Annotated in this window: 14 protein-coding genes and 2 tRNA genes; 7 read left to right on the forward strand and 9 right to left on the reverse strand. The window is 62.0% G+C overall.

The genetic code is table 11. From position 1 onward, the window contains the following. Positions 1 to 236 precede the first annotated feature (236 nt). Positions 237 to 710, forward strand: a complete 474-nt coding sequence (locus GS424_RS00390; protein WP_160940767.1) for an RrF2 family transcriptional regulator — start codon at positions 237 to 239, stop codon at positions 708 to 710. A gap of 50 nt (positions 711 to 760) precedes the next feature. Here GS424_RS00390 and GS424_RS00395 read toward each other — a convergent pair whose 3' ends face one another. The 3 genes from GS424_RS00395 to GS424_RS00405 all read right to left on the reverse strand — a co-directional run bounded on the left by GS424_RS00395 (position 761) and on the right by GS424_RS00405 (position 3,781). Further along, positions 761 to 2,077, reverse strand: coding sequence for an Nramp family divalent metal transporter (locus GS424_RS00395; RefSeq protein ID WP_160940766.1), 1,317 nt, complete (start codon positions 2,075 to 2,077; stop codon positions 761 to 763). Positions 2,078 to 2,081: 4 nt separating this feature from the next. Then, on the reverse strand, positions 2,082 to 3,434 hold the full coding sequence (locus GS424_RS00400; protein WP_160940765.1) for a magnesium transporter: 1,353 nt from the start codon (positions 3,432 to 3,434) through the stop codon (positions 2,082 to 2,084). 270 nt (positions 3,435 to 3,704) lie between these two features. Next, positions 3,705 to 3,781, reverse strand: a tRNA-Arg gene (locus GS424_RS00405). Positions 3,782 to 4,027: 246 nt separating this feature from the next. On the opposite strand from GS424_RS00405, the gene GS424_RS00410 reads away from it, so the two are divergent. From GS424_RS00410 to GS424_RS00420, 3 genes are all read left to right on the forward strand, one after another. Continuing rightward, a complete protein-coding gene (locus GS424_RS00410; RefSeq protein ID WP_160940764.1) occupies positions 4,028 to 4,504 on the forward strand; it encodes a protease inhibitor I42 family protein in 477 nt (158 codons plus the stop codon). 165 nt (positions 4,505 to 4,669) lie between these two features. Continuing rightward, a complete protein-coding gene (locus tag GS424_RS00415) occupies positions 4,670 to 5,209 on the forward strand; it encodes a protease inhibitor I42 family protein (protein WP_160940763.1) in 540 nt (179 codons plus the stop codon). Positions 5,210 to 5,269: 60 nt separating this feature from the next. Further along, a complete protein-coding gene (locus tag GS424_RS00420; protein ID WP_160940762.1) occupies positions 5,270 to 5,698 on the forward strand; it encodes a protease inhibitor I42 family protein in 429 nt (142 codons plus the stop codon). 46 nt (positions 5,699 to 5,744) lie between these two features. Here the strand turns inward: GS424_RS00420 and GS424_RS00425 are convergent, their stop codons facing one another. The 5 genes from GS424_RS00425 to GS424_RS00445 all read right to left on the reverse strand — a co-directional run bounded on the left by GS424_RS00425 (position 5,745) and on the right by GS424_RS00445 (position 10,670). After that, a complete protein-coding gene (locus GS424_RS00425; protein WP_160940761.1) occupies positions 5,745 to 6,542 on the reverse strand; it encodes an ABC-2 transporter permease in 798 nt (265 codons plus the stop codon). Continuing rightward, on the reverse strand, positions 6,535 to 7,455 hold the full coding sequence (locus GS424_RS00430) for an ABC transporter ATP-binding protein (protein WP_160940760.1): 921 nt from the start codon (positions 7,453 to 7,455) through the stop codon (positions 6,535 to 6,537). Before GS424_RS00430 ends, GS424_RS00425 begins: the two co-directional genes overlap by 8 nt. Beyond that, positions 7,452 to 8,090, reverse strand: a complete 639-nt coding sequence (locus GS424_RS00435) for a TetR/AcrR family transcriptional regulator (protein WP_160940759.1) — start codon at positions 8,088 to 8,090, stop codon at positions 7,452 to 7,454. Before GS424_RS00435 ends, GS424_RS00430 begins: the two co-directional genes overlap by 4 nt. 215 nt (positions 8,091 to 8,305) lie before the next feature. Beyond that, positions 8,306 to 9,073, reverse strand: coding sequence for an ATP-binding cassette domain-containing protein (locus GS424_RS00440; protein WP_160940758.1), 768 nt, complete (start codon positions 9,071 to 9,073; stop codon positions 8,306 to 8,308). A 1-nt stretch (position 9,074) separates the two neighbouring features. Next, positions 9,075 to 10,670 (reverse strand): ABC transporter permease/substrate-binding protein, encoded by a 1,596-nt coding sequence (locus GS424_RS00445; protein WP_244977626.1) that lies wholly within the window; start codon positions 10,668 to 10,670, stop codon positions 9,075 to 9,077. 308 nt (positions 10,671 to 10,978) lie between these two features. Here GS424_RS00445 and GS424_RS00450 point away from each other — a divergent pair, with 308 nt between their 5' ends. The 3 genes from GS424_RS00450 (at position 10,979) to GS424_RS00460 (ending at position 14,777) form a co-directional block, all read left to right on the forward strand. Beyond that, positions 10,979 to 12,325, forward strand: a complete 1,347-nt coding sequence (locus tag GS424_RS00450; RefSeq protein ID WP_160940757.1) for a citrate/2-methylcitrate synthase — start codon at positions 10,979 to 10,981, stop codon at positions 12,323 to 12,325. A 548-nt stretch (positions 12,326 to 12,873) separates the two neighbouring features. Further along, positions 12,874 to 13,965: a type IV toxin-antitoxin system AbiEi family antitoxin gene (locus GS424_RS00455; RefSeq protein ID WP_160940756.1), complete on the forward strand. Its 1,092-nt coding sequence runs from the start codon at positions 12,874 to 12,876 to the stop codon at positions 13,963 to 13,965. Further along, entirely contained in the window at positions 13,962 to 14,777 is an 816-nt protein-coding gene (locus tag GS424_RS00460; protein ID WP_160940755.1) for a GSU2403 family nucleotidyltransferase fold protein, read from the forward strand. Before GS424_RS00455 ends, GS424_RS00460 begins: the two co-directional genes overlap by 4 nt. 63 nt (positions 14,778 to 14,840) lie before the next feature. Here the strand turns inward: GS424_RS00460 and GS424_RS00465 are convergent. Continuing rightward, positions 14,841 to 14,928 (reverse strand) — tRNA-Ser (locus tag GS424_RS00465). Positions 14,929 to 15,035 lie beyond the last annotated feature (107 nt).

Below are 15,035 nucleotides of genomic sequence, written 5' to 3' on the forward strand. Positions count from 1 at the left end.
TTTCAATTCGATTTGACCTGCAAACCCATCATTGACCTTGCTATAATCGTTTTGCATTGGGTACACTCGAACCACCTTAGATGGTTCCCTCGCAGCCGCAAGGGTGCACGAACTCAGACGACGCTGCGAATGCGTCGTTTGTTGTTTTCTAAGGAAAATTTGACCGACAGGCATATATAAGTAGGTCGCTCACCAGGCATCATGCATGCCGAGCGATGTAGAGTTAGGAGACAGCAGTGCAACTCAAGGCATCCACTGATTACGGTATGCGCGCCATCTTGTACTTGGCTGCGCAAGGTACCACATGCTCCTCAAAAGATATCGCCGAGGATATGTCCATCCCGCGCGATTACCTCATCCAATTGGCCCAGTTGCTGCGCAACGCGGGAATCATCGAAGCCCGTCCGGGCAAGCACGGCGGGTACCGCCTGGCGAAGGACCCGGCCGACACGAACGTGTTGGAAATCATGGAGGCGCTCGACGACGACGCGAAGCAGTCCACGCGCGCGAAGCGCGACGCCCGCAAGGGCGGGGCGATGGTGCAGGACATCAAGCAGGCGTACGATCTCATCGAAGAAAGCATGGACGCGTACCTGTCCAGCTTGACGGTGCAGATGCTGCTTGACTGCGCCCGCAACGCCGAGGACAGCCGCCTGTTCCTGGCCGAACGACTCAAGGACGAAAGCCGCCGCCTGGTTGACGCCAACTAGCGTCAACGCAGCCCGGCGGCTGCACTCCTTTTTGGGCCCCGGCGAAGGGTCTACATACCCAGCACCTGCATCACCAGCAGCACGGCGGTGAGGATGGTGACGATGCCGACGGTGACCCAGATGAGCACGCGCGACACGATGCGCGAGCGATACGCGCCCATAACCCGCTTGTCCGCGGCGATGATGGCCATGAACACCAGCAGCACGGGCAGCACGAGGCCGTTGACGAACTGGGCGGTCAGCATCACGCCCATGAGATCGATGTTCGGCACCAGCACGACGACGGCCGAGAACGCGATCACGAACGTGAAAATGCTTTTGAACAGCGGCGCTTCTTTCCACTTGAACGAAACTCCCGCTTCCCAACCGAACGCTTCGCAAATGACGAACGCCGTGGTCAGCGGAAGCACGCAGGCAGCCAAGAACGACGCGGCGATCAGGCCGATGGCGAACAGCGCCTCGGCATAGTGCCCCGCGAAGGGTGCGAGCGCCCGCGCCGCGTCGGCTGCCGATTCGATCTCGATTCCCTGCGGGAACAGCACCGATCCCGTGGTCACGATGATGAACCACGCCACGAGGCAGGCGGCGATGGTGCCGGCCACCACGTCCACCTTCTGCGAGAACAGGTCCTTCACCGATACGCCTTTTTCCACGACGTTGCTCTGGTTGAAGAACATCATCCACGGCGCGATGGTGGTGCCGATCATCGCGATGACCAGCGACACGAAGCTCTGGTCGTTCACGATGTGCGGCACCACCGTGTTGGTCAGCGCTTCTTCCCAGTTCGGCTCGGCCATGAACGCCGCCACGATGTACGTGACGAACACGAGCGACAGGATGAGGAACACCTTCTCCACGCGCTTGTAGCTGCCGCCCACCACCAGTAGCCACACGGCTGCGGCGGCCACGGGCACGGCCAGGTACTTCGACACGCCGAACATCTCCATGCCGCTGGCGATGCCGGCGAACTCGGAGAACGTGGTGGCCACGTTGCCGATGAGCAGCGCCAGCATGGCCAGCGCGGTCAGGCGGATGCCGAAGCGCTCGCGGATGAGCGCCGCGAAACCCTTGCCGGTGACGGCGCCCATGCGCGCGGCCGTCATCTCCACCACGATGAGCAGGACGCACATGATGGGGATGACCCACAGCGTGGCGAACCCGAACTTCGCGCCCACGGTGGAATAGGTGGAGATGCCGCCGGCGTCGTTGCCGGCCATCGCGGTGACGATGCCGGGGCCGAGGGCGGCCAGCAGTAGCCAGATCTTCTTGGGTTGCTTCTTCTCGAGCGCGGCGGGCGCCTCGACGAGCTCGGTCGACTCGACGGCTTCGACTTCGCGCAGCTCGAGCTTCTCGTTCTTCATCATCATGGCGCTACCTCCCGGCGTAGCCGATGATCTGCAGCAGAACGAGCGTGTACAGCGCGAGGAACAGGATGGACGCCACGAGGCCACCCACCACCTTGAGCAGGGTGACCTTCGTCTTGTCGCCGCTCACGTCCTCCTCGATGGCGTCCCACGCGTCGTCGACGGTGACGATGCCCAGCAGCACCCCGTGCTCGTCCACCACGGGCATGGCGGGCAGCTCGTACTTGAAGATGTCGGCGGCCACGTCCTCTTCCGTCTCGTCCGGCGTAGCGGAGATCACGTCGTCGAACATGACCTCGCGCACGGGCTTGGCGTCGTCGGTCAGCACGAGGGTGCGCAGCGACAGCACGCCCACGAACTCGTCGTAGTCGTTCAGCACGTACACGTAGTGCACGGTGGGGTGGTCTTCGTCCAGCTCGCGCAGCACCTCGATGGTTTCGCCCACGGTGTTGTCGGCTTTCACGGATACGAACTGCGTGGTCATCATGCCGCCGGCCGTGCCGTCCTTGTAGCCCAGCAGGCGGCGGATTTCGGTGGCGTCCTCCACGCCCATGAGGCGCAGCAGCGTCTCGGCCTTCTCGTACGACAGGTCGCGCACGATGTCGGCCGCGTCGTCCGGGTCCATGTCGCCCAGCAGGCCGGCGGCGCGGGCGTCGTCGAGGTCTTCGATGAAGTCGGCCTGGTACTCGTCGTCCATCTCCGAGATGGCCTCGGTGGCCTGCGCGTCGTCGAGGTGCTGGAACACGTTGGCGCGCTGCTGCGGGTCCAGCTGCTCGAGGATGTCGGCCACGTCGGCGGGGTGCAGCTCGTCGAGGCGCTTGTGCGTGACGGACAGCTGCACCTCGGACAGGTCGCGGTCGAGCAGGTCCATGTAGTTCCAGGCGATGATCTGCTCGTCGATCTTCTTGCCGAACAGCTTCGCCACGGCCACCACGGCGCGCTCGAGCCAAGGGGCCAGGCCGCGCAGGATGCCGCGCGTGCCCACCTCGGCGCCCAGCAGGCGCAGCTGCGAGCCGGAAACGGACAGCTTGAGATCGTTGACGCGCACGACTTTCATGCCCTGCGTATCCACGATCTGACGGTTCATGAGGTCGCGTGCCAACAGAACTTCGTCAGGTTGCAGATAGCTGAAGCGGATGTCGTGAGCTTCGGCGTTGAGGGTGATCCCGTCCTCGTCGAACGTGTCGACGTACTTGCGCCACGAGATCATGAACGGAACCTTGCCGGGCCCCTGGAAAGCGAGGCTGGTGATGCGCGGAAACACTTCGCCGGTGGAGATGGCGAGATCGGAAATGGTGCCGATCTTCTCGCCCTGTGTGTCGACGACGGGTTTCCCCATCATTTGAGAGAGGTAGAGCATGATGATAATCCCTTACTTTCATGCCCAAGGGTTCACGAGAAAACGCGAAGCGCGCTGCGTGCGCAAACACGTGCCGACGCACGTCGCAACCGTTTTCTGTAAAACCATGAGCCGCCGCAGTCGTCCTTCGACTGCCGACGTAAGGGAAGACGAAGGAAGAACTACTTACTGTGAGGTTTCGATTTTCGAACCTTCAAGTACGTTCCTTTCCCTGACCAATAAAAAATCCGCACGTGCTGCTGCCAGTCGTTGCGGAATTAAAAGCTGAAATGGTGCGCCGTGAGGGATTCGAACCCCCGACGTACTGATTCGTAGTCAGTCCCTCTATCCAGCTGAGGTAACGGCGCACGTCGAAACAGCAAAAGTTATTATGCCGGTAATGGCCCATACTGTCAACGTCTTTTTCCGAGAATTTGAAAAAGTGCACCAAGTTGGTTGGTGAACTGGGGTTTTATAACAGAAATGGTGCGATTGCCAGGGTCAACCTGTGCACCTCCCCGTTGTCGGCATCCGGGCCTTCTTTCAGAAGCGAGCCCGAATCGGTAGAATGGGAGCATCGGGAGTATGCAACCGAGGATGGGGACGGGGATGGCATGCAACGGAATTACAAGCTCCTAATCGTGGCGGGTTGCCTTGCGGTCGTGCTGGCGCTGGTTGTCAGCTGCGCGGACATGCAGCAGCCCCAAGAGTTCTCTGGCGGCGACAGTCCTATGGGTACGCTCGACTTCTCCGAGGGATCGCTGCTGTACCTCGGCGACGCGATGCTGGTTCTGCTGTCCGAGGACTCGATGACGGGCGACCGGTGGGACAGCTCGATCCTGGGATGGTGCGTGGCTTTAGAGGGCGACGAACATGCGGACGCATCCGAGAACGCCGAAGACCCCGCCCTGCAGCTGGCCGGCGACAAAGGCTCCCACGCGTACTCCTTCAAGGCGAACGGAACGGGCGTGGCGATGATCGCGCTCACGTGCTCGCGCGGCGAAGGGGCCTCCGAACCCGATGCGCGTATCGTCATCATCGCGACGGTCGAAGACGGCGTTTTCACGAAAGCGATCTCGAAGGAGCTCTGAGTCTCGCGGCCGGACAAAACCGCGCCCTTCCCTGCATGTTTCACGTGAAACATTCGTTCCTGTTGCAGGGTGTTTACAGGGCGGTTTGCTCAGCTTCGGGGAGGAAGTGTGCGCATACGATGGGGCGTAGCGCATCCCGAATCCAACAAAGAAAGCGAGGACATCATGACGAAGACTGCAAAGTGGTCGATGATCGGCGTGTTCGCCGCCCTGGCGGTGGCGTTGTTCGCCGTTGCCGGTTGCTCGAGCGACAATGCCGCCAACACCGATAACTACGACAACAACTCCGACATCGCCAGCCCCAGCGTCGAGAACGGCGGCGACGGCAGCGGCATCGGCGAGGGAACCGTGCTCAAGGTTCCGAACGGCTGGGTGGCTTACTCCCAGAGCGATATGCTCGTGCTGCTCGACTCCGACGCGAACGTCGAGTACCAGTGGACGGCCGACGTGCACGGCGACACCGTGTTGAAGGACACCGACGCCGACATCCCGTCTTCCACCTACAATGACCAGAACGCGGACGACGTGGTGGGCTCGGCCGGCATGCACACGTTCGGCTTCCTGGCCGACGCTCAGAACAACGGCGAATCCACCATCACGATGAAGCTGGCCAACACGACGAACGCCGATGACGTGAAAGCGACCGTCGTGGTGAAGGCAACGGTGGAGAATGGCTCTTTCACCAGCGTGAGCGTCCAGGAATAGCACACTGCCCGTATAATGCAGGAACGCACGGACGGAAAGCACGACGAAGGGAGCAACGCTATGAGGAAGCATCTGAAACTCGCGCTGGTCGGGGCATGCATGGCGGCTTTCGTCGCGCTTGCCGTGGGGTGCACCACTGCACAGGGATCGTCGGTTGAGATCACCCAGGGCTCGGCGCTGTTCAGCCAGGGCAGCCTGGAGGTCAAGCTGGACGCGAACCCCACGACGGGGTACGAGTGGACCTATCAGATCGAGGGAACGGGCGTGCAGCCCGATGGCGACGAGTTCGTCCCTGCAAGCGACGGCGACCAGGCGCAGACGGGCGAAGGCGGCGTGCACACGTTCAACTTCAAGGCCGACGGGACGGGCGAGGCTACCATCACGTTCTCCTACGCGCGCTCGTGGGAGGCATCGGACGACGACAAAACCGTGATGCTTCACGTGGCGGCTGACAACGGCACGTTCGCCCAGGTCGAAGAGCAGGCGTAGCGCGAAGGGGGAGGGTGCGGCCGCGCGCCGTCCCTCCCCGAATTCGTTAGATGCTGAGGTTGCGGCGGTCGAACACCACCACCGCCGCGGCAAACAGCGCCACCGCGGCTGCGGCCAGCGCAATCGCGCCGCCCACCGCCGACGCGTCGCCTGCGGCCAGGCCGTAGTAGTCGAACAGCGTCAGCGGGTTGACGTTGTCCAGGAACTCGAACTTGTCGCCCACCTTCGACGCCATCTGCATGAGGAAGAACAGGATGCTGAGGCCGCCGCCCGCCCACAGCGCCGCGGTGGCGTTCGAGAACAGGCAAGCCGACAGGAAACACAGGCCCGCGATGGCCAGCCACAGCGCGAACAGCCCCGCGTTCACCTGCAACAACGCCTGCATGTCCAGCTCGCCGGGGAACAGCGCCTCGGCGAATCCCGCTTCAAGCGCCGTGACCACCACCATGAGCCCGGCGAGGATGGCCACCATCACGCCGATCATCGTGCATGCGATGCGCGTGCGGCTGTTCGGCGTGGCCAGCAGGTACGCCATCGCTCCGCGGTCGAGGTAGCGCACCATCAGCTTGTTCGCCATGATCAGGATGAGCACGAGGATGAAGACGGTCAGCAGGAAGCCGTACAGGTAGTTCAGCATGAAGTCGATGAGGGTGGTGGCCTGCGTCGCCATGCCGAACGCGGCGAATATCTCGGGCATGCTCTGCATCATGAGATCGAGGCTCTCGCCCAGCTTGGGGTCGAACATGCTGACGATCATGCCGATGTACATGGCCAGCACCGCGGCGATGATGCCGCTGACGAACAGGTTGGCGCGCAGCTCCTTGGCGAACAGCGTCCTATTCATGGGAGCCTCCCTTCTCCATCGTGCCGTACAGGTGCATGAACAGCTCCTCGAGCGTTTGCTCGCGCGCGGTGAGGTCGGTGATCTCGTAGGCGGCCAGATCCTTCACGAACGCGTCGAGGTTGCCGGCCACGGCCGCTTCGACGCTGGTCGCGCCCTGCTTCTGCACGTCGGCGCCGGCGTCGGCGTGGGCCGCCGCGTAGCGGTTGCGCGCGGCCTCGTCGGCGAACGTGACGACGAACACGCGCTTGCGCGATTTCCGCACGTCGTCCATGCGCTCGACGGCCGCCAGCTTGCCCGCGCGGATGAACGCCACGCGATCGCACGTGCGCTCCACTTCCTCGAACAGGTGCGATGACAGCAGGATGGTGGCGCCGCGGCGCTTCTCCTCCAGCACGAGGTCGATGAAGCGGCTCTGCATGAGGGGGTCGAGGCCGCTCGTGGGCTCGTCGAGCAGGAGGATGTCGGGCGACGTCATGAACGCGCAGACCAGCCCCACTTTCTGCTTCGTTCCCTTCGACATCTTGCGAATGCGCCGCGCGGGATCCAGCTCGAAGTACTCGATCAGCTGCTCCATGCGCGTGCGGTCGCGCAGCTTCTTCATGTGCGCCATGAACTCCAGGAACGCCGCGCCGGTCATCTCGTCCATGCAGGCGATTTCGCCCGGCAGGTAGCCCAGGCGCTCCTGGATGCGGGCGCGCTGGCCGAAGCAGTCCAGGCCGTCGATGCTCGCGGTGCCCGCGTCGGGGCGGATGAAGCCCATGAGGTTGCGCATGGTCACCGTCTTGCCGGCGCCGTTCGGCCCCAAAAAGCCGAACACCTCGCCCCGCTCCACGGCGAACGACACGTCGAACACGCCGCGCCCGCTGCCGTAGTCTTTCTTGAGCCCCTTGAGTTCGATCACGGGATCGCTCATTGGTATTCCTCCTTGTACGCGTAGGGCCTCAGCACGTCGCACCAGCGGTACATCTCGTTCATCAGCGCATCCATGTCGATGCGTCGGTGAAGCGCCCGTTGTTGGTGCATGTAGCCGTCGGCCATCCAAATCAGCAGGTCGAGCACGTACCGCGGATCGACGTCGTCGCGAAACCGGTCGAACCGCACGTTCTTGAAATACGTGGTGAACATCAGGTCGATTTGGCGCTGCGTCCAGCCATCCATCGTGTCCTTGACGTCTTTGTGCTCTGGGTAGAAGGCTCGGACGGAGAATTCCATCAGGTAGGGGAAGCGCTCGAACACCTTGCGCTTGCTTTTCGCCGCGTAGATCATCAGCTCGAAGAAATCGTCGACCTCGTAGAACGCATCGTCCACCACGAGCTGCGACACGCGGTCCATCAGGTGCTCCATGAGATACAGGTAGAGCTCCTTCTTGTTCTTGAAGTAGAAGAACAGAAGGCCCTTCGAGATGCCTGCCCGCCGTGCGATGGTTTCGGTCGAGGCGCTCTTGTAGTCGTTCTTGCCGAACGTTTCCACGGCGGCGCTGACAATGGCCTCGCGCCGCTCCTCGGGGAGGTTCTCGAATTTGTCGAATGTGGAATGCCGGTCGTCCATTGCCGCCCCCCCCCTTCCTCTTGCCGTCTTGCTCCTATTGACCGGCCGGTCAATGGATTGGAAACCATGCTACCCCGTTGACTATTTTTTAGAAGGGGGCGAGAAGGGAAATTTCCTCTTTCGAGGTGTCGGGTGCGGGGCTCTGCTGACGACCGATGGTCAGGCTTCTTGCGTGGACGGTGTTTCACGTGAAACACCGCAGGGTCCCGCAGACGCTATCGCGCGTACACGGTGCGCTTTCTCGTTACCAGGCGGTCGACGAACTCGGTGGCGGGGGCGCGCAGGATCTCGCAGGGCGGCGCGAACTGCACGGCGCGGCCGGCCTCCATCACCAGCACCTTGTCGCCCAGGTCGAGCGCTTCGTCGATGTCGTGCGTCACGAACAGCACGGTGATGCCCGTTTGCTGGTGGATGCGCTTGATCTCGTCCTGCAGGCTGCTGCGGGTGATGGCGTCCACGGCGCTGAACGGCTCGTCGGCCAGCAGGATGTCGGGGCTGGCCGCCAGCGCGCGGGCGATGCCGACGCGCTGCGCCTGGCCGCCCGACAGCTCGGCGGGGTAGCGGTCCATGATGTCGCGCGGCAGCCCGATGATGTCCATCCACTTCGTCACGGCCGCCTCGGTGCGGCCCTTGTCGCCGCTGTTCAGCAGCGTGGGCACGTACGCGATGTTCTGCTCCACGGTGAGGTGGGGGAACAGCACGCTGCCCTGGATAGCGTAGCCGATGTTGCGGCGCAGCTCGATGGGGTCGACGCTCGACGTGGCCTGCCCGTGCACGAGGACGTCGCCCTCGTCGGGCATCACCAGCGCGTTCACCATTTTCAGCAGCGTGGTCTTGCCGCAGCCCGAGCTGCCGATGATGGTGACGAACGCCCCCTCGTCGATGCTGAGGTTCACGTCGTTCACGGCCACGGCATCGCCGAAGCGCTTGGTCACGTGCTCGAACGCGACGGCGGGCGTGCCGGTTTGCTCCATGCCGTCCATGCTACATCAGCCCCTTCTCGGCCAGGAACGCGTCGGCCACCGCTTTCGGTTCCTGCCCCTGCGTTTCCACGGCGTTGTTCATGCGCGCCATGTCGGTGTCGGTGATGGCGCCTTGCAGCTTCAGCAGCTCGTCGCGCAGCTCGGGGTGCTTCTCCAGCGTGTCCTGGCGCACCACGTTCCCGCACAGGTACGAGGGGTAGAAGTGCTGGTCGTCCTCGAGCACCACGAGGCGATCGTCCGCCACCTTGCCGTCGGTGGTGGACACGACGATGGCGTCCACCTTGTTCTCGAACAGCGCTTGGTACTTCAAGCTGATGTCCATGTCGCGCGTGCTGCCGAAGTTCATGCCGTACGCTTCCTGCAAGCCGGGGTAGCCGTCCTGGCGGTCGTAGAAGTCGGGCTCGGCGCCGAGGGTAAGCTCGCCGGCCGCCTTCGCCAGGTCGGAGTACGTGCGCAGGTTGTAGCGCTCGGCCACGTCCTTGCTCACGGCCAGGCCGAACGTGTTGTTGAAGCCGTACATGCCCACCCAGGTGAGGCCCAGCTGCGACTCGTACTCCTGCTGCATCGTGTCGAACATCGACTCGTCGTAGGTGTCGTCGTGCTTGAGCACGGCGTTCCATCCGGTTCCCGTGTACTCGGGGTAGAGGTCGAAATCACCCTTCTCCATGCCGGGCTCGATGTTCGACGTGCCGCCGCCCACGCCCTGCGTCAGCTCGACGGTGAGGTCGGTATCGTACTCGATCAGCGTGTTCAGCATCTCGCCGAGGATGTACTGTTCGGTCATGGGCTTCGTCGCGATGTTCACCACGTCGTCGCCTCCGCCGCGGTTCGCGAACGCGAAGGCGCCGCCCGCGATCAGCACGACGGCCGCGCCCGCGGCCACGACGGCGCCCGTGCGTCGTCGCGCGCCCGGGGATGCGCCGCGCCGCGCTTCCGACCGCTTCCGGCGCCGCGCGCTCGACGGTTCGAGGTGGCGGCGCGTCGACTTCTCGGCCAGCCCCAGCAGCAGGTCCACCACGATGGCCAGCAAGGCGATCAGCACGCTGCCTGCCAACGTCATGGCCACGTTTCCTGTGGTGATGCCGCGGTAGATGGCCACGCCCAGGCCGCCCGCGCCGATGAAGCTGGCGATGCCGGCCAGCGCGATGGTCATGGTGGCCATGTTGCGGATGCCGCTCATGATGATGGGCGCGGCCAGCGGCAGCTCGATGCGGTAGAGCAGCTGGCGGTCGGTGGAGCCCATGCCGCGCGCCGCCTCGATGATGGCGGGATCGATGGTGGTGAGGCCGGTGTAGGTGTTGCGCACCATCGGCAGCAGCGCGTACACGGTGAGCGCCACGATGGCCGTGAGGTCGCCGATGCCCGTGACGGGGATGAGGAAGCCGAACAGCGCGATGGACGGGATGGTGTACACGAAGTTCACCAGCGCGAGCACCGGTTTCGCCCCTCGTCGCCACGCGGCGATGGCGATGCCCAGCGAAAGCCCGATGAGGGCAGCCAGCGCAATGGATATGAGTGAGATGCCGATATGCTGGAGAAGTAAGTCGAAAAACCAAGCGCGCTTTTCGACGAGCAAGGCGAACATAGTCTCGATCAAGGGGTGTTCCTCGCTTTCGCACGCGTTCCCCTTCATTGTAGGCAAGTATCTTCGGACGATGACGAGGGGCCGCGCGCGTTGCCCAACCGTCATCGGTTGGCAAGTTCTTGGGCAGCCAACGTATGGTTTTCGCCGAGTAACTCACGTGTGTTCATTGCGCAGAGGGCCGCTGCGCTTTATCATAATAAAGAGAGACGTATTTTCCCATTCGCCATATCCACCAGAGGCCGCACATCCAAGGGCGGTCATCGCGTACATTTCGGCATTTCGGAAGAGGGGCCGCGCTCGCGCGGCAGGAAGGATGCGCCATGGCTAGTGAAAAGCAGATCGCTCTATACGAGAACTTCAAGGCGATCAACTCCATCGATCCCGCAAGCTACGAGCAGTTCGACGTGAAGCGCGGCCTGCGCAACGCCGACGGCACCGGCGTCATCGCGGGGCTCACGAACATCGCGAACGTCCACGGCTACGTGGTGTCCGACGGCGAGAAGGTGGCCGACGAGGGCATGCTGCGCTATCGCGGCTACGACGTGTACGATCTGCTGGGCGCCGATGCCGCCGATCGTCGCTTCAACTTCGAAGAGGTTGCGTACCTCCTGCTCATGGGCGAGCTGCCCACGCAGGAACAGCTCGATCGCTTCATCGCCGCCCTCGACGCCGAGCGCGAGCTGCCCGACGGCTTCACCGCCTCCATGATCATGCGCGACACGCCGCCCGACATCATGAACATGCTGCAGCGCACCATCCTGCTGCTGTACGCCTACGATGACCAGGCCGAAGACCGCTCCGCGCAGCACGAGATCCATACCGCCATCTCGCTCATCTCGCGCCTTCCGCGCATCATGGTGCTGACCTACTACGCGAAGCAGGCGCGCTTCAACAACGGCTCCATGATCATGCACCGCTTCATCCCCGGCCAGTCCACGGCTGAGACGATCCTGTCCATGCTGCGCCCCGACCGCCAGTTCACCGCCGACGAGGCGCGCATGCTCGACATCATGCTGTGCCTGCATGCCGAGCACGGCGGCGGCAACAACTCCACGTTCACCACGCGCGTGCTGACCTCGTCCGACACCGATCCGTACTCCACGTACGCCGGCGCTATCGGCTCGCTCAAGGGCTGGAAGCACGGCGGCGCGAACCACCAGGTGCTTGCCATGCAGAAGGAGCTCAAGGAGAACGTGGCCGACTGGTCCGACGAGGGCCAGGTGGCCGACTACCTGGCGAAGATCGTCAACAAGGAGGCCTTCGACAACACGGGCCTCGTGTACGGCATGGGTCACGCGGTGTACACGAAGTCCGACCCGCGCGCCATCATCTGCAAGCAGTTCGCCGAGAAGCTGGCCGTGGGCACGGAGTACGAGGCGGAGTTCCGCCTGCTCGAGAGCATCGAACGCCTCGCTCCCGAGGTGATTCTGCGCGAGAAGGGCACGAACAAGGACATGTGCGCGAACATCGACATGTACTCCGGCTTCGTGTACTCGATGATGGGCATCCCCGAGGACCTGTTCACGCCGCTGTTCGCGTGCGCGCGCATGTCCGGTTGGGCCGCGCATCGCTTCGAGGAGATCGTCTCCGGCAAGCGCATCATCCGCCCCGCCTACAAGAGCATCCGCAGCGGCAAGCGCGACTACGTCGCCATGAGCGAGCGCTAGACCGCACGCCCGCAGCGAACGAATGTTTCACGTGAAACATTCGGGGTGCGTCCGATGGAACGCGCTCCTCTCCCCGATGGGCGAGGAGCGTGCTTTTTTGGGAAGCCGATCGAAGCGAGAAGGGCGGCAGCGATGAAGAGCGTGGGATGTTGCCCCAAATGCGGGTCGCGCAATATCGTGCGCGTCATGTCGGTGGGAAAACCGGGTGGAGCGTCGAAACGAGCTTGAAGAGATCAAGTGCACGTTCGGATGACGCGTCGCAGGCTCTCCCGAACGAATGTTTTCACGTGAAATATTCGGGATGAGCGTGGCTTCGACTGCTAAAAGTAGGTGCGAGGTATGCCGTGCAAGCGCGGAATGGGGCGGTAGCGAAGACAACGCCGCCGCGGCAATGCAACCGCGCTAATGCGATGCGCACTGCTGCTCGCGTGCCCAGATGTCGCTTATTTGGGCGCGCTGTCAAATCGTTTAAACGGGGATCACAGCAGCATGTTTCCTGTGATAGTATGTTTCTAAAATAGGAAACATCTATGAAATAGGAAACATCTATGAAAGATACTATCGACATCATAGAAGAGTACGTTGCCCGCGCTCTGCCTCATGGTAAAGTGACGGACATTCTCCTGGAAAAGCCTCTTCAAAAGGCAAGATCGTTCAGAATCGATGCTGAAGGATACGTGTCTTTCGGACGGGAGAGGGGTTTCCCCGCTTATTTCGAGATCAAAGAGCATACGCCTAGTCTCGCCGCTTTGCAGGGTGCGATCGCTTATCTTCAACAGGTGCCGCTTCCTGAAGGCGACCGCCATGCGATGCTGCTTCTGGCACCGTATTTGTCCGACAATATGCAAGCCATGCTGCGAGAGGGCTCCATCGGATTCATCGATGGTGCGGGCAATGCGTGGATCGACACCGATACGATCCTTATCGACAGGAGAGGCTATCGGCCCGATCGCTCGATCGGCAAAAAGGAAACGCAAAATGTATTCGCAGATAAAGCCACGTTGGTTTCCCGGTTGCTTTTTCCGGGGGAGAAGCGGGGCGTTCGCGAGATAAGCGCATTATTGGACGAGCAAGGGTTCAGCCTTACGCCCGGATACGTATCGAAGGTGGTCGCCGCCCTTGTTCAAGAGTGCTATGCAAAGCGGGATGATCAGGGTGTGAGGCTGGTTGACAGGGCATTGTTCCTTGAGGAGTGGGTCGCTTCGTATCGACGCGTACATGCGAGAGCACCCAAGGAGGGGTGGTACTATCCCGCAGCCGACATGGCGGATCTTGCGCGGGAAATGGGGCCAAGGCTGGCTGATCGAGGAGTGATCACGGGCCGGGCCGGAGCCTATCTCGTCGATCCCTACGCTTTGTTCGATTCGATCGATGTACTTGCTAATGACCGGCAAGCGGTTGCGGATGCATTTGAGCGTATGGGCGCCAAACCGGTCGAGCGAGGCGCGAACATCAATCTCATTCAGCCCCCTTATTCGATCTCCTCTTTCTACGGAAGCCGTTGCGTAGACGACGTCCCCGTTGCTTCGGACATACAGCTTTATCTCGATGTGCGCTGCGAGAAGAAAAGAGGGCTCGAAGCCGCCGAGCATCTGTTCGAACGGAAGATCCTTCCTATCGTCGAAGGAGATTCAGCATGAGCTCGATAATGGACGTCGTGCTCGAGGAGTGCCTTACTACGTTGGGCCCCTATCTCGATCAGCTGGTTATCGCTGGCGGTTGGGTGCCGTATCTGTATGGAAAGATATACGACGGCCGAGCTCTCCAAGAGCCGCTTATGACGTACGATTTCGATGCAGTAGTGCCGCGTCGCCGGTTCATCGAGGAGGGTCTTGCCTTGAACGACGCTATACTGGATGCGGGGTTCGACCTCGAGTTCGCGTCTCTGCATAATCCTCCGGTCGTTAAGTACGTGAAGGAGCTGCCTCGCGGTGCGAGGGCGGAAATAGAGTTCATCACGGACGAGCCGGGCAATCGCGAGGAGACGAAGAAAATAGGCTCGATCAACGCGCAGGCATTACGGCATGTCGGCCTCTTGATGGACGATCCCTGGGTAATTTCTCTGAGCGAGTTGGGATACGCCTCGGGGCGTTCCGTGCGCATTCCGAGGCCGGCTGCGTACATCTTTCATAAGGTTCTGACGGCACCTCGACGACGCCAGCGGGTAAAAACGGCCAAGGATCTGTACTACGTATTCTACGTGCTCGATGCGTTTCCCGCATGGAAAGAGGCATCGCTTGGGGAAGTACGCGATTTGGCGAGAGCTCACGAGAGCCTGGGGAAGAAGGCTTGCGGGTATCTGACGCCGCGCTTCTCCTCGATGGACTCCGAGGGCGTCGATCTCCTGCTCTCCCAGAAACCCCAGACAACCTATCCGACCATGGACGATGATCAGTTCAGGCACTATGCGCATTTTGCCATGGCCCAGTTGGTTGATTCGCTTGGGGAATGATCGCGAGGTCGCACGAATCAGAAAAGCGCCCGGAGCCATTGGCTGCCGGGCGCGTTGCGTTTCTGGCGGAGGCGGTAGGATTTGAACCCACGAAGCCTTGCGGCTTAACAGTTTTCAAGACTGCCGCCTTCAACCACTCGGCCACGCCTCCGCATAGAGGAGCGCATAGATGCGCAGCAGTTAGAATAGCATGCGGCAATTCGCAATGCGACAAGAAAATGTTGGAGCAGCGAATGTCGACTCGTCATGTCGCTGAGG

Source organism: Eggerthella guodeyinii (assembly GCF_009834925.2).
Lineage (GTDB): Bacteria > Actinomycetota > Coriobacteriia > Coriobacteriales > Eggerthellaceae > Eggerthella > Eggerthella guodeyinii.